This is a genomic window from Haematospirillum jordaniae (assembly GCF_001611975.1).
Taxonomy (GTDB): Bacteria; Pseudomonadota; Alphaproteobacteria; order Rhodospirillales; family Rhodospirillaceae; genus Haematospirillum; species Haematospirillum jordaniae.
The window spans coordinates 1,851,015-1,869,301 of the sequence record NZ_CP014525.1 but is presented as its reverse complement, the minus strand read 5'-3'; the positions used below and the strand labels follow the sequence as shown (position 1 = coordinate 1,869,301).

Sequence of the window (18,287 nt, the reverse complement as noted above, 5' to 3'; positions counted from 1 at the left end):
GGGAATTTCGTAAAGAATGCCGGGGCTTTTATCTCAAGGCACCGGCATTCTTTTATGCGTCAAGTATCGGCAAAAGTGACTCAATAACACGCTCAAACATATCAAGTGTCAGACGCCCTGTATTCACGTTGTAGCGTGAGGTATGATAGGTATCCACAACGACAGTCTTGCCTGGAATATGGTGTATGCGTCCATGGGCGAACGGCCACTGGGACCTTCTCTCATTCAGGACCGTCAAGACAGAATCGTGTGCGATGCGGCCCAATGCAAGAATAGCCCGTAAGTCAGGCATAGCGGCGATATCAGCGGCAAGAAAGTGGCGGCACTGTCGCTGTTCTTCAGGCGTTGGTTTATTCTCAGGAGGAACGCACTTGACTGCATTGGTCACGCGGGCCCCGGATAGTTCCAGTCCATCAGATGGGTCCGCCCGGAAGACACCTTGCGCCAAGCCATATTTTACCAAGGTTGGATAAAGAACCTCACCAGCGAAATCACCGGTAAAAGGTCGGCCTGTGCGGTTGGCGCCACGTAGCCCGGGAGCGAGGCCAACGATAAGCAGCCGTGCATTCCTGTCGCCAAAAGGGTGCACGGGTCCATTGAACCAGCCCGGGTTTGTTGCCCGTGCCTCAGCAATATAATGGCTCAGACGTGGGCACAGAGAGCAGTTGTGATCAGGAAGCAGCATTTTCATCTTGCGTAACAGATGCATCCTGTTGTGCTGTGCCATGAACTTGGTAATGCTGGCGCTCATCTTGGCGAACAATACCGCTGCGGGAAATCAGTGGTTCAAGGTCCAGAAGTTCCAGGAAGTTGTCGGCTTGTCTGCGAAGATCATCCGAGGCAATTGGCGATGCGGACTTGACCGTTGAAACAACCGTCACACGCAGCCCACGTTTCTGGACAGCTTCGACAAGTCTGCGCAGATCGCCATCGCCGGAGAACAGGACAACGTGGTCCAGATGCTCGGACATTTCCATGACGTCAACGGCCATTTCGATATCCATGCTTCCCCGTGCCTTGCGTCGGCCGGATGCGTCTATATATTCCTTTGTCGCAGGCTTTGTAACCATTGTGTAGCCGTTATAGTCGAGCCAGTCGACAAGGGGCTTGATAGATGAGTAAGGGGATTTGGTTTGTGGAACCGGTGAAGCCGGTGATTTAGCCGCGTAGTAATCTTGGTCTTCAATCAGTACGGTGTAGTAGAAGGCCCGGATAAGGCGTCCCTTGGTTGCAAACAGGTCCAGAAGCTTGCGATAATCTATATCAAAGCCCAGCGCCCGGGCTGCCGCATACAGGCTGGATCCATCAATAAACAGGGCAATACGTTCGGCAGGGTAAAAAATCATGTCTTTTATTCCTTCAGTATGTTCGGTCAGGCCTTGTGATGCCGGAACGGTGGCAATACGTACTGTCATTAACTTCTGTGAAGGTTATAGCCCAGTGTTAAGGGAGGTCAACGGGGCTGCAGGCAGAATCAACAATTTTGCAGTATTCATCACCAGTATCGTTATGGATATCGAGGACAGGGAGCGTTTCTAGTGTCTGTTTTTGTTGCTTTTGGGGCCAATCTTACAGGGCCTTGTGGTTCCCCTGCCCAAGCATTCGATGCAGCTATTATATTGCTTGAACAGCATGGTGTGCCTGTTACGCAGCGTTCTTCCCTGTGGGAGAGTGCTCCTGTGCCACGATCCGAACAGCCATGGTACGTCAATGCCGTTGTACAGGTTGACACAGACCTACCGCCCCGTGATCTTCTGAACCTCTTGCATCGTATTGAGAGTGTAATGGGCAGGGTTCGTTCTGAGCCCAATGCTTCCAGGGTCATAGATCTTGATCTTTTGGCCTATCATACTTACGCCGTTGGTGAGAAAGGCGGAGAGGAGTTGCGGTTACCGCACCCACGACTGCATGAGAGGGCTTTTGTCTTGTTTCCCTTGCAGGAAATCGCTCCGAACTGGATTCACCCGGTTTCAGGGGCATGTATCCCCGATATGATGGCTGCCTTGGATCCTTCACAGGAAATTCGTTGCCTTGCCGCGCAGTAAGGATGGTTCTTGTCAGGGGGTGAACACTCGTCTATACAGGCAGACTTATCTGTCCTCCATTTTGTCCCTTGTTCTGTTTGCGGGAGAGCCCGATGGCCCGAGTTACCGTTGAGGATTGTGTTGTCAAGGTACCCAATCGCTTCGATCTGATTCTTGTATCTGCCCAAAGATCACGGCAGATATCGTCCGGGGCTCCTGTGCTTGTCGAGCGTGACAATGATAAGAACCCCGTTGTTTCTCTTCGGGAAATCGCAGAAGACAAGGTTGACGTGAATAGCCTGCAGAGCGCCCTTATCCAGGGGCTGCAGCGTCACGTCGAGGTTGATGAGCCTGAAGATGACGACTTTGGCAGCCTCTCTGTTGAAGCGGTCGGGGAGATTGGTTCCATGATTATCTTGGATGATACAGACGATACGCTGACTGTCCAAGATAGTGCAGAGACAGAAGGAGAAGGTGCCTTCGTCATGCAGGACAATGACTTTGATGAAGAAGGTTGATGGTCGTATTTTGATATAAATCTTGGGTTAGTATTTGTGTTACTGAAAGGGCTGTAATACCATGGTTATGGGTATGCAGCCCTTTCTTGTTCTGCCCTTGGTGTGTGTTGACCGGTTTCTTGTGTCGGACATGCTATGGGCCTGATCTAGAAGAAAAAACAGGTGCTTGGCAAATGATGCGGCAGTATGAGCTTGTTGAGCGCGTCAAGGCCTATGATCCGACAGCGGACGAGGATGCCCTCAATCGTGCCTATGTTTTCGCGGTCCAAAGGCACGGATCACAGTTACGGGCAAGTGGGGACCCGTATTTCTCTCATCCTGTTGAAGTTGCTGGTATTCTTACACGCTATCGCCTTGATACCGCGACCATCATTACGGCTCTTCTTCATGATACGATCGAGGATACCGATGTAACCCTTGATGAGGTTACCCGCCTTTTTGGCGGGGACGTGGCGCGTCTTGTTGATGGCGTGACCAAGCTGGCCCGTATAGAGCTTCAGTCGGACCAGACGAAGCAGGCAGAGAACTTCCGCAAGCTTCTTCTTGCTATGAGCGAAGACATTCGCGTTCTGCTCGTAAAGCTTGCTGATCGCGTGCACAATATGCGTACGCTACACTACATCAAGAAGCCGGAAAAGCGTCGTCGTATTGCTCTGGAAACCATGGAAATATACGCTCCCTTGGCCGAGCGTATAGGCATGCAGGAGTTCAAGGTTGAACTTGAAGAGAGCGCGTTCGCAGAGCTGCATCCCGATGCGCATGCCTCGATTGTGGCACGCTTGCGTTACCTTGAAGAGCAGGGTGGAGATCTGGTTTCGCGCGTGATTGGTGAGCTTCGTGATACGTTGGCCCATGGGGGTGTCCAGGCAACATTATCAGGCAGGGAAAAAACGCCCTGTTCCATCTGGCGCAAGATGCAGCGCAAGGATGTCGCATTCGAGCAACTATCGGATATTATGGCCTTCCGGGTTCTTGTTCCTTCGGTGGAAGACTGTTACCGGACTCTTGGGTTGCTTCATGCGGCCTATCCCATGGTTCCAGGGCGTTTCAAGGACTATATTTCAACGCCCAAGCCTAATGGCTATCAGTCTCTCCATACTGGTATTATTGGGCCCCAGCGCCACCGGATTGAGATCCAGATCCGAACGCATGCCATGCATGATATCGCAGAGATGGGTGTTGCGGCACACTGGAATTACAAGCAGGTGACTGTTCCTGCCGCCGGGACGATGACAGATGGGCGGCAGTATCGTTGGGTGCGTGAGTTGCTTGAAATATTGGATCATGCAACCAATCCAGAGGAATTTCTGGAACATACCAAGCTGGAGATGTTTCAGGATCAGGTTTTCTGCTTTACACCCAAGGGCGATCTTATCGCCCTGCCGGGAGGCGCAACGCCGGTTGATTTTGCTTATGCGGTGCATACGCACGTTGGTGATACCTGTGTTGGGGCAAAGGTGAATGGCCGGATCGTTCCCCTGCGTTCCATTTTGTCCAATGGTGATCAAGTCGAGGTTATTACCAGTCCCAAGCAAACGCCCAATCCCGAATGGGAGCGTTTTGTTGCTTCCGGCAAGGCGCGTGCCCGGATTCGGCGCTATATCCGCAACCAGCAGAAAGACCAGCATACGGAGCTTGGGCGTAAAATTCTGTCTCAAGCCTTCCGTGATGAAGGGTACGAGATGACAGACAAGGCGTTGTCTGTCGTTCTGAAAAAATTCAAGGTTGATACAGTTGATGACCTCTGTGCCCATGTGGGGGAGGGGATACATACTGGGCGGGAAGTGGTGCTGGCCGTTTACCCCGGTCTTCGCATGGCCAAACCTGTTGAAGATACACTGCCTCGGCCCCGGCATTTGGATGGTCGCCATCGAGAGAAGAACGGCAGCAGAAGGCATGCTGTTGCCATTAAGGGATTGATTCCGGGAATGGCGCTCCATTATGCAAAATGCTGCCACCCTCTTCCCGGTGATCGTATTGTTGGCATTGTAACAACCGGAAAGGGTGTTACAATCCATACGATTGATTGCGAACAATTGGGGCCATTTTCAGACCAGCCCGAGCGGTGGCTTGACTTGGCTTGGGATCAGGAGGGGACAGGGCAGAATTACATTGGGCGTGTTAACCTTGTTGTCTCTAATGAAACGGGTAGTCTTGGTGTTCTATCAACCATAATAGCCAAGAATATGGGAAATATAACAAACCTCAAGATAACGGGTCGTACGGCTGAGTTCTTTGATATGATTGTTGATATTGATGTTCGTGACGTGAAACATCTTATTAATATAATAGCAGCTCTTAGGGCAACTCCATCTGTCAGCTCGGTCGAGAGGGCAAGAAAGTAATTGTGCTCGTGATGGATAAGGCAATATGATGCCTTTTAATTGTAGTATCGTTTTTATGGTGAACGCGTGAGGACTTCTTTTTTCTCTGCTGGATTCTTTGCTCTTTCTCTTCTGTCAGAGAGCGTCTTTGCTTCGTCATGCCTTCATAAGGCTGATGATGAGGCGATTCGCGTTCGTCAACTTCATGTTGAGCTGATGGTTGCGGCCCTAAAGTGTGGAAATAGTGGGGCCGGCCTTCGTGATAGTTATGGCCGTTACGTCCAAGCCCACAGCAGCACGTTATCGAGTAACGCCCATGAGTTGCGCGGTTACTTCAAGCGGTCTTACGGGAAGAACTCTACTTATCATTTCGACCGTTTTATGACCCGCCTTGCCAACGATGCATCTATTCGTAGTCAGGGAGTTGTTTCGTATTGTCAGGATGCGGCCAAGGTTCTTGATGCCGTTAATGCCTTGGAAACAGCCGAGAGTCTGAAGCATTTTGCCGTATCTTCCATGCCAGCCCAAGATGACGGCCTTCCACAGTGCAAGGTTTCCGGGCAGGAATCCCGTACGGCAAGCCGCTAGTCCCGTTGCGTCCGGTTTCCCTGTAGTATCGAAGCGCCATTCTCTGTTTAGGAGATGCCCAGATGCCTGAGCCGCACTCAGGAACTACCTTGTGCCTGCGGCCGGAGGGCTTTCGACGTATGGCCTGGGTCGAGTGGGGACGGTCAGAGCATCCACTTGTTGTCTGCGCTCATGGATTGACGCGCTCCGGGAGAGATTTCGATTTCCTGGCTCATGCGTTGGCACCCCGTTATCATGTCGTGTGTCCGGATATTTTGGGCCGAGGTCAATCCGATTGGCTTGTAGATCCTGCTGGTTATGCCTACCCGTGTTATCTGTCTGATATGACAACGTTGATATCCCGCTTTGGCTCTCCTCCTACTCTATGGATTGGAACATCCATGGGCGGGCTTATCGGTATGTTTATGGCAGCCCTTCCCGGATCACCTGTTCAATACCTTATTATGAATGATGTGGGGCCATTCATTGAAGATGCGTCATTAGAGAGCATCCGTAATTATGTAGGGGATACCCCCTTATTTTCTGACTATTCTGCTGCAAAAGCACAGATACTTGATCGGTATGCAGATTTTGGCCCGATCCCGGAATCCCGCCAAGATCACTTGGTGCAATCTTCTATCAAGTCAGATCCAGAAAGTGGGGGGTTTCGTTTTCATTACGACCCGGCTATCGGGCTTTCATTGCAGGCAACAGCTGGTCAGGATGTTGAGCTATGGCCCGTATGGGAAAGTCTGACAATACCCGTGCTGGTTCTAAGAGGTGAACGATCCGGTCTTTTATCCCGTGAAACAGCGCACCGTATGAGCATGCGCCCCGGTACTACGGTTATTGAAGTCAAAGAATGCGGCCATGCGCCATCTCTTATGAAAGAGGATCAGATAGACCTTGTAAGAAGCTGGATTGCCTCAATACTGTGAATTATCATGTTCATCAACGTCCCAAATCACGGCCGATCCGGAAGGCGTTCTGGGTGTATCCCAGACGATAGCGATAAACAGCCGTAGCTTCCATAACCCTTTGCACGTAGTTGCGTGTTTCCGGGAATGGAATGCGTTCGATCCAGTCAAGCATATCAATTTCTCGGGTGCGTGGGTCTCCATATTCACGGGCCCAGCGGGCAGGGCGTCCTGGCCCTGCGTTATAGGCTGCAATAGCCATGGCATAGGACCCATCAAAACGCTTCAAAAGCGTCGAGAGATAATGCGATCCCAATGAAACGTTCAGATCTGGATCCCGGTTCAGTATCTCGCTGCTTTTCATGGCCACACCGCGCTGCTTGGCCACAGCTTTGGCCGTGGAAGGCATTAACTGCATCAAACCGCGGGCGCCGGCCGCACTGATTGCGCCGGTACCAAAGTTACTTTCTTGGCGAATAACAGCAAGAATTAATGCCTTTTCCGGACCATCAGGTAACGTAAAATCGGGCAGGGGGTATGCCGTATCTAGGTCGTGATGCCCTTTTTGTGCTGCGCGGCGCGCGATTGCGACACCGGCCTCTGTTCCGGCTTCGCGTGCGATGTTCAGGGCAATAGCCCTCTCTCCCGGTGTTTTGGCATCTTCGATCAGGCGAATAAGGAACGGCATCATCTCCTGCTGCCGTCCCAAGGAGGCCAAAGCCAAGGCTGTAAGGGTCAGCGACCGTGCGCTGGCAGTTTCCTTCTCGTCGCCGGAAGCCCTTGGAGCAGGAGGCAGCGACGGTATGGTGCCCGTACGCTCGGCTGCCAGCTGGCCGTAGAAGGTTGTCGGCTCATCGGCAGCCCGGAGATAAGCCTTCTTTGCTTCTGTGCTATCACCAAGTGTTTCTAGGGTTCTCCCGATCCAGTAGTGGGCCCGGGCAACACTGATGGGAAAGCTGACGGCCGATGCAACATTGCGAAAATGGGGCAGTGCCATTTTGGGGCGATCGAGAAAGCGTAGAGCAATCCACCCTGCCAACCATTCTAGATCTGCGTAGACGGCTCCACCTTGAATGGCATGCCTACGAGCCATGTCATAGGCCCTGCGATAATTTCCCTTGTCGAGCATCGCTCTGGCTAGGACCAGTCTCTCTTTTGCCCATAGATCCGGTTTTCCCTTGTCCGCAGAGGGATGACCAAGAAGTTCGGCAGCAGACTCTTCCAGGTTTTTCTGGCGTCGGAACACCATGCGGTCAAAGACAAAGCCCGGGTCGTCGGCGCGGTTGCGGGGAACGTTACGCACAAGCTTATCTGCGGCGCCAGAGCGTTCCTGCAGCGCGATGCGGGCCAAGGCAACCGCGCGGGTATCGGAATCGATCCGTTGCTCCTTCAGAAGGAAACGGGCATCGCCAAGATCCCCAGCCCACAGGCGCTCATCAAGGCGTTTTCTGTGGTCCTGACTTCGAAGCCACTTCCCGAACCGGGCGAGCAGACGGGTTTCGTCGCTTCGTGCCAGGCCGTAACTGATCCATGTGTCACGGATCAACTCCTCGGCTTCGCCCTTCCTGCCTGTGGCCAGAAGTGCTTCGGCCATAAACATACGGCCACGCCCTGTCCGTGGTGGCCAAGCCCGGAACCATTTCAGAAGATCTTCGGGGGCCTCATCGCCTGTCATTCGTTCCTCAGCCTTGCGCTGCAGGACCGACATCATGGGCCAGTCTGGATATTTTGCGATGAAGTCGCGGACATCGGAAAAGCTTGGGGTGCTATCGTTATCTGTGAGCCAGCGCCACCTGAGATAGTTCACAAGCACCGGGTTGTCAGCAAGCTGTCCATTGCGCAGGGCATCGCCCCATCGGTCAGAATCCGCATCCGATAAGGCTCGTGTATATAGAACCTGATCCCCAGCGTTCAACCCACTGAAATGAACAGATGCCAAGACTGACGAAGTTGATACCTGCAGCCCGGCAATAAAAGCCAGAACCGCGACGGAATTCCATATATCCCGTAAGATAAGCAACGCTCGGTCTGCCCCCAAGTTTGCAGGGCCTGCCCTGCTTTCCGGAACAACTCTATACTTTTGGCTGTATAGCAGATAGGACGCGCTGTGGCATATGGAATTTCCATGACAGCAACATGCTGTGTATTTCTTGTTTTCGCAGAATTCATGGTCCAGGAATGCTTGCCCCTGGATTGATGGATCGTTATTGTCTTGCCTTGGCTTGGGGCCTTTGATGTGCCCGAACAAACCATGCCTGACGGAGCCAACCATGTACAGCGGGTCTTTTACAGCCCTGATTACCCCATTTTCTGTGGATGGGTCTGTTGACGAGCGGGCCTTTCAGGACTTTGTCGTGTGGCAAGTCGACAAAGGTACCAATGGCCTTGTTCCGGCCGGAACAACAGGAGAGACGCCAGTACTCAGCCCAGACGAATATAAAAGGCTTCTGAGGTTGTGTGTGGAGGCGGCCTCTGGCCGTGCTGTCGTCATGGCTGGATCGGGCACCAATTGTACTGCTGAATCCATAGAGCGCGCACAGTACGCAGAACAGGTTGGTGCCAACGCGGTTATGGTTGTAACGCCCTACTATAACAAGCCCACACAGGAGGGGCTGTACCAACACTACAAGGCAATACACGACTCCTGTGAACTGCCTGTGTTTATTTATAATATCCCCGGGCGCAGCGTTGTGGACATGTCACTGGACACAATGAAGCGTCTTGCTGAGTTGCCGAGGATAGCCGGTATCAAGGATGCCACGGCTGACCTGTCGCGTCCGGTGCAGCTGCGCCTTGCCCTTGGTGCTAATTTTTGCCAGTTCTCTGGGGATGATCATACAGCGGTTGCCTTTCTGGCCCAGGGTGGGCATGGCTGTATATCCGTAACTTCAAATATTGCCCCTCGCCTGTGTGCTGATCTGCACCGCGCCTGGCAAGAGGGAAACATGGAAAAGGTAAATTCCTTGCGCGATCGTCTTGTGCCATTACACAGTGCATTGTTTTGTGAAACCAATCCAGCCCCGGTCAAGTATGCTGCCAGCCTGTTGGGGCATTGTTCGGACCGTGTCCGCCTCCCCTTGGTTCCAGCCAGTCAGAATGCTCGGGAACGTGTGCGTGCGGCTATGACGGATGCCGGCCTTCTGGAGGCTGTTTCCTGATATGTCAAAGCCTTCCGGGAATGGCCTCATCAGCAAGGGGCCTGTTGCTCAGAACCGTCGCGCGCGTTTCGACTATGCGATCAGTGATACTTTCGAAGTTGGGATTGTCCTGACCGGGACCGAGGTAAAGTCCTTGCGGCACGGGCATTGTAATATTACCGAGGCCTATGCGGGGCGTATGGGTGATGGGATCGATGTCTGGCTTTACAACGCCTATATCCCCGAATACCAGTCTAAGTCTCCCTTCTCGCATGAAACACGGCGTCCCCGGAAGCTTCTTTTGCATCGCAAGGAGGCGCGGCGTCTTCTTGCCGCGTTGGCGCGGCAGGGCATGTCTTTGGTTCCGATGTCCTTGTACTTCAATGATCGTGGCATTGCCAAACTTCAGCTTGGCTTGGGTAGCGGCAAGAAGAAGGGAGACAAGCGGGAGACGGTCAAGGAAAGAGACTGGAACCGCCAGAAGCAAAGGCTGATGCGCGACAAGGGGTAAGAGAAAAGGCTGCAACCGGGTTCCGGATGCAGCCTCCTTTGTTTCAACCGGGATTGATGGCGGCCAAGGCTTGCTCCAGATCCACAATCAGATCATCCGGGTCTTCTACCCCGACAGATAACCGGACAACGCTGTCAGTAATCCCCAAGGCCTGCCTGCGTTCTTCTCCCAAGCTGGCGTGCGTCATCAAGGCCGGATGATTGACCAAGCTTTCAACGCCACCGAGGGACTCAGCCAGGGTAAAGACCTCCAAACCTTCGAGGAAACGCCTGGTTCCAGCCAGATCTGTGTTCAGGCGAATGGATATCATGCCCCCGAACCCACCTGTCATTTGCCGCTGTGCAATGCTGTGCCCAGCATGCCCGGGAAGGCCCGGGTACCAGACATGGTCAACAAGCTTGTGTCCTGACAGGAAGGTAGCCAAGGTCATGGCGCTACGGCAGTGACGCTCCATCCGCAAGGGAAGCGTCTTCAATCCCCTCAGGGCTAGGAAGCTGTCAAAGGGGGACAGAATAGCACCCGATGCATTTTGCAGAAATTCAAGTCGTTCTGAAAGTTCCGGTGCGTCAGACGATGTTACAGCAGCTCCCCCAACCATGTCGGAATGCCCGTTCAGGTACTTGGTGACAGAATGCACAACCAGATCAAAGCCCAGTTCCAGCGGGCGCTGCAGGGCTGGTGAAGCAAACGTGTTGTCGGCAACGGTCAGGATACCGTGTTTGCGCCCAAGGGTTCCAATGGCAGCTAGGTCAGCAATCTTCAGCAGGGGATTGGTCGGGGTTTCAACCCAGATCATTCTGGTATCAGTTTGGATAGCATCCCGCAGGGCATCGATGTTATCGGCAGGAACATACGAAACTCCGATATGCTGCGTACGTTTGCGAACACGTTCGAGCAGGCGGTACGTTCCTCCATACAGGTCATCAACAGCTATGATATGTGCGCCAGGATCAAGAAGGTCAAGAATGGCAGCCTCGGCAGCCAGGCCAGAGGCAAAGGCAAAGCCGCGGGCACCGGATTCCAAGCTGGCAAGGCAATCTTCAAAGGCACGCCGTGTCGGGTTGCCGGATCTTGAATATTCCCACCCGCTGTGTTGCCCGGGGCTGCTTTGAGCATAGGTGGAGGTGGCATAAATCGGGGTCATAACGGCCCCGGTCGAGGGGTCAGGGGCCTGCCCAGCGTGCACGGCACGTGTGGAAAAGCCCCTAGAATGGTTCGAAGAGTGGGAGGACATCGGGAAAGGCTCCGTCAGCAGATCAGGTATCAAGCCGATTGCGCAGGTGAGTAATCAAGTCTATGCGGGTAATCAGTCCGTGGAATGTTCCATCGGACCCGACGATCAACGCGGCCCGGTTATGGTTGAACAGGCGCACTAGATCCCTGAGAGTGGCAGATGGCAGAACGGTTTCCGGATTTTTTGTCATTGCCGAGGATACAGTATCGGCCAAGGTATCCGGATCATCCAAGGCTGCGAGAAGGATATCGGACTCATCCAGTACGCCAACAAGTCTGTCGCCTGACAAGACAGGCAACTGGGAAACATCGGCTTGTTTCATCCGGTTACAGGCTGTTTTCAACGTGTCATCCGGTCCAACGGTGATGGTTTCCCCACGCTGGTGGCTGCGACTGATCAGGTCACGGAGGTCACCGTGTTTCAAGCGGTCCAGGAAGCCGTGCTCATCCATCCATTGGTCATTGAACATTTTTGACAGGTACTTGTTGCCGCTGTCACACACGAAGGTGACCACACGCTGCGGCTTGTCCTGCTCCTGAATGTAACGTAATGCAGCAGCCAGAAGGACGCCGCAGGAGGATCCCCCCAGTATTCCTTCATGCCGAAGCAGGGAGCGTGCGGTTTCAAAGGCCTCCCGGTCACCAATCGTATAGGCATGTGAAACGTTTGAGAGGTCGGCAATAGGAGGGAGGAAATCTTCGCCTATCCCTTCGACCAGCCAGCTTCCGGCCTGTCCGATTTTACCGCTCCGGATGTATTCAGCCAGGATACTGCCGCGTGGGTCAGCCAGCACAATACGCGTTTTGGGGCTGACCCGTTTGAAAAAACGTGACAACCCGGTCAGGGTGCCACCCGAGCCAACACCACACACCACAGCATCAACATCGTGCTCCATCTGTTCCCAGATTTCAGGGCCGGTTGTTTCCTCGTGAGCTGCCGGGTTGGCTGGGTTGGCAAACTGGTTCACATAGACAGCGCCCGGGATGCTGGCAGCAAGGCGTTCAGCCTTTTCTTGGTAATAATCCGGATGTCCCTTTTCTACATCAGAGCGCGTCATAACAATTTCTGCACCCATGGCTTTCAGGTGCTGTACCTTTTCTTTGCTCATTTTGTCGGGAATGACCAAGATTAACCGATATCCACGGGTTGCCGCTACCAAGGCCAGCCCAAGCCCGGTATTTCCGGCCGTAGCTTCCACCAAAGTGCCGCCAGGTTTAAGATCCCCTGTTTTTTCAAAGGATCGAACCATGCTCAGGCCGATGCGATCCTTGATGGATCCTCCGGGATTATGGTTCTCCATCTTGGCAAAAAGACGTGATCCTTTTGTCTCAAAAGACATCAGTTCAATCAGGGGGGTGTTGCCAATCAGGTCCAGACAGGTCTTCACGAAGTCGCTCCTGAAATATACAGCCAAAAGGGCAGGGCGATAGATACCACAGGTCAATCGAGAGAAAACGATAATAACGGCAGAATGCCTTTGTTTTTCCCCCAGAAGACCGAAATCTTTTCTTGCAAACAAGAAGCCAGTGGGCTATCTACTCCTCCGCATCGACAGGTGGGGCGGTTAGCTCAGTTGGTAGAGCGTCGTCTTTACACGGCGAATGTCGGGAGTTCGAGACTCTCACCGCCCACCATTTCCGGATCAAAAGCCGACCGGACTGATGTATCCAGAAGTAAAGTCACATGATCCTTGTTCCTCAGTAATGTGGGGGCTTGCGTGATTCATGAGATGGTTCCAGTGCATCCAGCATGTTCCGCAGTGCATTTACCGTTTTAGTAAGGGACGTGACGGTATCCCATTGGCGGGCCATAACATCACTCAACTCTTGTTGTGTCTTTTCAAGATGCGCCACGTGAATTTCCAGCTCATCAATACGGTGAAGCAGTTCGTGTTCTGTCGTCATGGATGGCATCATCTTTTTGTTTGGGTATTTCGTTTCCGGTAACAAGAAATGAACTCTCTTTCGTTATGTTTTGCGAGCTGAGCTGGCAGCGCTGCGCTATTGTCTTCTGATAAAGTCCGCCAAAACATGTTTCTTTTTTCCACAGCCAGCCTTCCATTCCTGCACATATATGTGAAATTTCATGCGCGACCATGCTGCTGGCATAGGGTTCCAGGTAATGGAAAACAGCCGACAGAACGGGGCGCAGGGGATGCCATCGGGCAGGGCGATGGTAATCTATAAAAATGCAACGTCCTGAAGGCCCAAGGCTCTCGAGAAGGTTTCCTACAATGCAAGGCCTGTCCTGCTCCGGAATTTCATGCAAAAGAAAAAAGCATACTATCGAGTCATAGCGCTTTTTGGAAGGCTGGCGGGCATCGTGCTGATAGACGTGTGCATGGTTAATGTCTTGCACTTTACGCGCCGTAAGCCTGACTTGAATGGGCGCAATATCACATATATCCAGCACACCGTCCGGGCCAACAGCATTGGCCAGCATGCGCGAGAAATTTCCGTAAACGGCCGCTGGTTGCAGGACGCGGTTACCAGGCTGTATTTCTTGGCAAGCCCATTTGCACAGACGCGAGGCATTGCCCCACAAGATCGTGTTGACGATCGCTTGGTGATCAAAGAAACGCGTGCCAAGTGGTGAAAGATAGGCCCATGTGTAGGTTTCCTTGAGATAGCTTGGTACCAGCGATTCATCTATTTCTGACGCGATGCGTGCGGGGCCACTATTTCCATCAGGCATGGGTCTTCGCCTCGGTCTTTGTATAGAGCGCATCCGCTCTTTTCTCGAAGGCATCAACAATACGCTGGATTGATGACTCGGAAAAAAGACCGGAGAGTGTGTTCAGGGTTCCGGAGCGGAAGTCAAAATCCACGTGAAGTGTTACCAGGCATTTTTCGTGTGGCTCAGGCGCAAACGTCCAGTCGAGAAACATGAAGCGGAACGGTGCTTCCTGACTTCGTACAGAAATTGATGAGGGATAGTCCAGAAACGTGTCTGTGTGGAAACTATAGCGCAAAGGGCCGGCTCTCAGTATCTGTTCGGCTTTGTAGTGTTTATCCGTCGCGCTTTTTACACGAACCGCCTGCCAGAAAGGTACAAATTCAGGGTAACGGGCAACATCTGCAACCAGGGCAAATAATTGTGCTGCTTTATGAGGAACCTTCTTGCCAACAGTCAGGGATGTCATTGTCGTGCCCCCTTTATTTTTACGGGGCATGTCAGCCCGGTGAGGTTTGGCGGGTGTTGTGGTTTCGAGCAGACATATGATCGGAGTGTGATGCGTAACGCTTGACGACACTCTCCTTGTGACGAGATGAAAACACACCTGTCAATACGCATGTTTTCTTGACTTGTGACAATCACCCGGATTACATCACGCCGTTTCCGTATGGGCCCGTTTTTTCCGGGTTTTTCATCAAGCTTCACCGCAAAGCATTCCTTATGTGTCTGGGGGGAAGTTTGTAACAGATCGATGACCTGTCCGTTGGATCAGGTCGTGTGTCTGGGTTAGTATGGCGACGTTCCAGCGCAAGCTGGGCCCGTGCGGCATTTTGGAGAGAAGCACGCGGGTGGTTGTGTGTTGTACAGGAGATGTGTGGATACTTCGGGCGGAATCTATGGTTCTGCCTCCGGTTTCGTTTGATGCAGGCTGTTTAGTCTGTGTGGAATCCGTTGTATCCTCCAGTGTCTTTATCCTGATGCCACACTATCCGCTGTAGCAGGAGGTTGGAGCCACTCATGGAGGATCTGCTCCGCGAATACCTGCCGATTCTGATTTTCCTCGGAATCGCAGTCGCTATTTCAGGGATTGCCATCTTGGCATCCCGTATTGTTGCTCCCCAGCGACCTGATCCTGAAAAGGATTCGGCCTACGAGTGTGGCTTCGAGGCATTTGACGATGCGCGGGCCCGGTTTGACGTTCGCTACTACTTGGTCGCTATCCTTTTTATCATTTTTGACTTGGAAGTTGCCTTCTTGTTTCCGTGGGCTGTTAGCTTCGGAGACATTGGTTTGCTGGGATTCTGGTCGATGATGATCTTCCTTGGCGTGCTGACCATCGGCTTTATTTATGAATGGAAGAAAGGGGCCCTCGAATGGGAGTGAGCGGACAATCCGGTGCCGGTGTTCCGGTTACGCCTTCCGGGCAGGGTGATTCCTTTGTCCAGACGGTCAATGATGCCTTGCAGGAACGTGGTTTCCTGCTGTCCTCCGTGGACAGCCTTGTCAACTGGGCGCGTACTGGTTCTCTGTGGCCAATGACGTTCGGACTTGCATGCTGTGCTGTGGAGATGATTCACGCCTACATGCCTCGTTATGACTTGGACCGTTTGGGCGTGGTACCGCGTCCGAGTCCGCGCCAGTCTGATGTCATGATCGTTGCTGGCACATTAACCAACAAAATGGCACCTGCCTTGCGCAAGGTGTATGACCAGATGGCCGAGCCACGCTGGGTTATTTCCATGGGCTCCTGTGCCAACGGTGGCGGGTATTACCATTACTCCTATTCTGTTGTGCGTGGATGTGACCGGATTGTGCCTGTTGATATCTACGTTCCCGGTTGCCCGCCAACAGCCGAGGCGCTGGTATACGGGATTATGCAGTTGCAGAAGAAAATCCGCCGTACAGGCGGCCTTCACCGCTGATACGTGAAAGACAGTCGGAACAAGACGATGAAGCTGACCGAAGACCAGGTACAAGCCCTGAAAGATCTGGGAGCGCACATCGCGGCCATGTTGCCCGATGATGTCGTCTCTGTTGCTGTGGTAAGGCAGGAGCTGGTGGTAACCATCAATCCTACCAGTGTCATCAGGGTGATGACGGCCTTGCGTGACGATGCGACTTGCAAGTTCACGCAGATGGTCGAGCTGACCGCTGTCGACTATCCCGAGAGGGAGAACCGGTTCGAGATTGTATACTGCCTGCTGTCTATGACACATAACCAGCGGGTTCGGGTCAAGTGTATGGTTGACGGAGAGACGCCTGTGCCGTCCATCACGTCAGTGTTCTCGGCTGCAAACTGGTTTGAGCGCGAAGTCTGGGACATGTACGGAATCTTTTTTGCCGAGCATCCGGACCTTCGGCGTATTCTGACCGACTATGGTTTTCAGGGGCATCCCTTGCGCAAGGACTTCCCTCTGACGGGATATGTTGAGATGCGCTATGACGAAGACCAGAAGCGCGTGATTTATGAACCTGTCAAGTTGGCGCAGGATTTCCGTACGTTTGACTTCCTAAGCCCGTGGGAAAACATGACCAGTCGCTGGCTTCCCGGTGATGAAAAAGCCGGCGTTGAACCGCCAAAAGCCGGGGAAAAGTAATATGGCAGAACAGCAGATCAAAAACCTGAACATCAACTTTGGTCCGCAGCATCCGGCAGCCCATGGTGTGCTTCGCTTGGTTCTTGAGCTTGATGGTGAGATTGTAGACCGTGCTGATCCTCACATCGGTCTTTTGCATCGGGGTACCGAAAAGCTGATCGAGCACAAGACCTATGTACAGGCCTTGCCCTATTTTGATCGTCTTGATTACTGTTCCCCGATCAACATGGAGCATTCCTACGTCTTGGCCGTCGAGAAGCTGCTGGGCATTGAGGTGCCGGAGCGTGCAAAACTTATCCGCACGCTTTTTGCTGAACTCGTGCGCATTGCCAACCATCTGCTGAACGTACCTTCCTATGCCATGGACGTTGGGGCAATGACGCCAATGCTCTGGGCTTTTGAAGAGCGGGAAAAGCTTTTTGAGTATTGTGAAGCTGTTTGTGGCGCACGTATGCACATGGCTTATTTTCGGCCGGGCGGCGTTTCACAGGATATGCCGGCGGATCTTCCCGGTCGTATCCGGCAGTGGGCACATGAGTTTCCTGCCTACGTTCGTGATATGGAAACTATGATTACCAACAACCGTATCTTCAAGCAAAGAACGGTTGATATCGCGGTCGTCACGCCTGAGCAGGCCTTGGACTGGGCCTTTACCGGCCCTAACTTGCGTGCATCGGGGATCGCTTGGGATTTGCGTAAGGCGCAGCCTTATGATTCCTACGAGGATATGGACTTCGATATTCCGATTGGTCAGACAGGCGACTGCTATGATCGGTATCTGGTTCGCGTTGAAGAAATGCACCAGTCTTTGCGCATTGTACACCAGTGCCTGGACCGGCTGGAAAAAGTGCGGGGTCCGGTCAAAACAGATGATAGGAAAGCGACACCCCCACGCCGTGGTGAGATGAAGGCATCGATGGAAGCCTTGATCCATCACTTCAAGCTGTTCACCGAGGGCTTTCGTGTTCCGGAGGGTGAAACCTATGCTGCAACCGAAGCACCGAAGGGTGAGTTTGGGGTCTACCTTGTGTCCGACGGCACAAATCGTCCTTATAAATGCAAGATCCGTTCTCCCGGATATGTGCATCTTCAGGCGATGGACATGATGTCAAAAGGCCACATGCTGGCCGACATTCCTGCCATTATTGGTTCCATTGACGTTGTTTTCGGCGAGATTGACCGATGAGTTCGCACTATCCAGATCCCAACGTACCCCAGCCGGATACGTTTGCTTTCACGCCGGACATGATGGCCAAGGCCAAGGCGTTTATTGCCAAATATCCCGCCGGACGCCAGCGCAGTGCTGTTATGCCTCTTCTGGATTTGGCACAACGGCAGGACGGGTGGCTCTCACGTGCAGCCATGGACTACATCGCCGGTATGTTGGAGATACCACCCATCAAAGTGTATGAGGTTGCGACCTTTTACACCATGTATCGGTTGCGCCCGGTCGGGAAACACCATGTTCAGCTTTGCACAAACATTTCGTGCTGGCTGCGTGGCTCCGATGATGTGAAGCGCGCGGCAGAAGAGGTGTTCGGCATTGCGTTTGGTCAGTCCTGTGCCGAGGCAACCCTGGAAGAGGTTGAGTGCGCCGGTGCATGTGTCAATGCGCCGGTTGCCCAGATTGGTGATGACTACTTCGAGGATCTGACCTACGAAAACGCTAAATCCTTGTTTCAGTCCCTGAAGGATGGAAAACCGGTCAAGGTTGGTTCGCAAACCGGCCGTCAGACCTCCTGCCCCGAAGGTGGGCCGACCACGCTGAAGGGAGGTGCCTGA

General features: G+C 53.0%; 20 protein-coding genes and 1 tRNA gene. 13 read left to right on the top strand and 8 right to left on the bottom strand.

Annotation, left to right across the window (positions count from 1 at the left end; translation table 11 throughout):
• Positions 1 to 52 precede the first annotated feature (52 nt).
• Entirely contained in the window at positions 53 to 685 is a 633-nt protein-coding gene (locus AY555_RS08845; RefSeq protein WP_322099078.1) for a uracil-DNA glycosylase, read from the bottom strand.
• Positions 672 to 1,346, bottom strand: coding sequence for a LabA-like NYN domain-containing protein (locus AY555_RS08840; RefSeq protein ID WP_082812094.1), 675 nt, complete (start codon positions 1,344 to 1,346; stop codon positions 672 to 674). The genes AY555_RS08845 and AY555_RS08840 overlap by 14 nt, the downstream gene beginning before the upstream one ends.
• A 192-nt stretch (positions 1,347 to 1,538) precedes the next feature.
• Between AY555_RS08840 and folK the strand changes: the two genes are divergently transcribed.
• The 5 genes from folK (at position 1,539) to AY555_RS08815 (ending at position 6,371) form a co-directional block, all read left to right on the top strand.
• Positions 1,539 to 2,045, top strand: a complete 507-nt coding sequence (folK, locus tag AY555_RS08835; RefSeq protein ID WP_066135739.1) for a 2-amino-4-hydroxy-6-hydroxymethyldihydropteridine diphosphokinase — start codon at positions 1,539 to 1,541, stop codon at positions 2,043 to 2,045.
• Between the two features lie 92 nt (positions 2,046 to 2,137).
• Positions 2,138 to 2,542 (top strand): DNA-directed RNA polymerase subunit omega, encoded by a 405-nt coding sequence (gene rpoZ, locus AY555_RS08830; RefSeq protein ID WP_066135736.1) that lies wholly within the window; start codon positions 2,138 to 2,140, stop codon positions 2,540 to 2,542.
• 173 nt (positions 2,543 to 2,715) lie between these two features.
• Positions 2,716 to 4,887, top strand: a complete 2,172-nt coding sequence (locus tag AY555_RS08825; protein WP_066135733.1) for a RelA/SpoT family protein — start codon at positions 2,716 to 2,718, stop codon at positions 4,885 to 4,887.
• A 66-nt stretch (positions 4,888 to 4,953) separates the two neighbouring features.
• On the top strand, positions 4,954 to 5,454 hold the full coding sequence (locus tag AY555_RS11825) for a hypothetical protein (protein ID WP_156483348.1): 501 nt from the start codon (positions 4,954 to 4,956) through the stop codon (positions 5,452 to 5,454).
• Between the two features lie 62 nt (positions 5,455 to 5,516).
• Positions 5,517 to 6,371 carry an alpha/beta fold hydrolase gene (locus tag AY555_RS08815; protein WP_082811964.1) on the top strand — a complete coding sequence of 285 codons (855 nt, stop codon included), beginning with the start codon at positions 5,517 to 5,519 and terminating at the stop codon, positions 6,369 to 6,371.
• A 13-nt stretch (positions 6,372 to 6,384) separates the two neighbouring features.
• Here AY555_RS08815 and AY555_RS08810 read toward each other — a convergent pair whose 3' ends face one another.
• Positions 6,385 to 8,370 carry a lytic transglycosylase domain-containing protein gene (locus AY555_RS08810; protein WP_167798412.1) on the bottom strand — a complete coding sequence of 662 codons (1,986 nt, stop codon included), beginning with the start codon at positions 8,368 to 8,370 and terminating at the stop codon, positions 6,385 to 6,387.
• Between the two features lie 250 nt (positions 8,371 to 8,620).
• Here AY555_RS08810 and dapA point away from each other — a divergent pair, with 250 nt between their 5' ends.
• Together dapA and smpB are read left to right on the top strand one after the other, a co-directional pair.
• Positions 8,621 to 9,508, top strand: a complete 888-nt coding sequence (gene dapA, locus AY555_RS08805) for a 4-hydroxy-tetrahydrodipicolinate synthase (protein WP_066135724.1) — start codon at positions 8,621 to 8,623, stop codon at positions 9,506 to 9,508.
• 1 nt (position 9,509) lies between these two features.
• A complete protein-coding gene (gene smpB / locus AY555_RS08800; protein ID WP_066135721.1) occupies positions 9,510 to 9,998 on the top strand; it encodes an SsrA-binding protein SmpB in 489 nt (162 codons plus the stop codon).
• A gap of 43 nt (positions 9,999 to 10,041) precedes the next feature.
• On the opposite strand, the gene AY555_RS08795 is transcribed toward smpB, so the two are convergent.
• On the bottom strand, positions 10,042 to 11,232 hold the full coding sequence (locus AY555_RS08795) for a trans-sulfuration enzyme family protein (protein ID WP_066135717.1): 1,191 nt from the start codon (positions 11,230 to 11,232) through the stop codon (positions 10,042 to 10,044).
• Between the two features lie 22 nt (positions 11,233 to 11,254).
• Positions 11,255 to 12,619: a pyridoxal-phosphate dependent enzyme gene (locus AY555_RS08790; protein ID WP_066135714.1), complete on the bottom strand. Its 1,365-nt coding sequence runs from the start codon at positions 12,617 to 12,619 to the stop codon at positions 11,255 to 11,257.
• Positions 12,620 to 12,790: 171 nt separating this feature from the next.
• On the opposite strand from AY555_RS08790, the gene AY555_RS08785 reads away from it, so the two are divergent.
• Positions 12,791 to 12,866: transfer RNA gene (locus AY555_RS08785), tRNA-Val, on the top strand.
• Positions 12,867 to 12,929: 63 nt separating this feature from the next.
• Here the strand turns inward: AY555_RS08785 and AY555_RS08780 are convergent.
• From AY555_RS08780 to AY555_RS08770, 3 genes are read right to left on the bottom strand one after another with little or no spacing between them, the layout of a single operon-like run.
• Positions 12,930 to 13,136: a SlyX family protein gene (locus tag AY555_RS08780; protein ID WP_066135711.1), complete on the bottom strand. Its 207-nt coding sequence runs from the start codon at positions 13,134 to 13,136 to the stop codon at positions 12,930 to 12,932.
• A complete protein-coding gene (gene rquA, locus AY555_RS08775; RefSeq protein ID WP_156483347.1) occupies positions 13,102 to 13,926 on the bottom strand; it encodes a rhodoquinone biosynthesis methyltransferase RquA in 825 nt (274 codons plus the stop codon). Before rquA ends, AY555_RS08780 begins: the two co-directional genes overlap by 35 nt.
• Entirely contained in the window at positions 13,919 to 14,374 is a 456-nt protein-coding gene (locus AY555_RS08770; protein WP_066135708.1) for a type II toxin-antitoxin system RatA family toxin, read from the bottom strand. The genes rquA and AY555_RS08770 overlap by 8 nt, the downstream gene beginning before the upstream one ends.
• A gap of 551 nt (positions 14,375 to 14,925) precedes the next feature.
• On the opposite strand from AY555_RS08770, the gene AY555_RS08765 reads away from it, so the two are divergent.
• From AY555_RS08765 to nuoE, 5 genes are read left to right on the top strand one after another with little or no spacing between them, the layout of a single operon-like run.
• Positions 14,926 to 15,291, top strand: coding sequence for an NADH-quinone oxidoreductase subunit A (locus AY555_RS08765; protein ID WP_066135705.1), 366 nt, complete (start codon positions 14,926 to 14,928; stop codon positions 15,289 to 15,291).
• Positions 15,282 to 15,830, top strand: coding sequence for a NuoB/complex I 20 kDa subunit family protein (locus AY555_RS08760; protein ID WP_209315756.1), 549 nt, complete (start codon positions 15,282 to 15,284; stop codon positions 15,828 to 15,830). Before AY555_RS08765 ends, AY555_RS08760 begins: the two co-directional genes overlap by 10 nt.
• 27 nt (positions 15,831 to 15,857) lie before the next feature.
• Positions 15,858 to 16,505: an NADH-quinone oxidoreductase subunit C gene (locus AY555_RS08755; protein WP_066135699.1), complete on the top strand. Its 648-nt coding sequence runs from the start codon at positions 15,858 to 15,860 to the stop codon at positions 16,503 to 16,505.
• A gap of 1 nt (position 16,506) precedes the next feature.
• Positions 16,507 to 17,691 carry an NADH-quinone oxidoreductase subunit D gene (locus AY555_RS08750; RefSeq protein WP_066135696.1) on the top strand — a complete coding sequence of 395 codons (1,185 nt, stop codon included), beginning with the start codon at positions 16,507 to 16,509 and terminating at the stop codon, positions 17,689 to 17,691.
• The gene (gene nuoE / locus AY555_RS08745; protein WP_066135692.1) at positions 17,688 to 18,287 is read left to right on the top strand and encodes an NADH-quinone oxidoreductase subunit NuoE; all 600 of its coding nucleotides are present in this window, start codon (positions 17,688 to 17,690) and stop codon (positions 18,285 to 18,287) included. The genes AY555_RS08750 and nuoE overlap by 4 nt, the downstream gene beginning before the upstream one ends.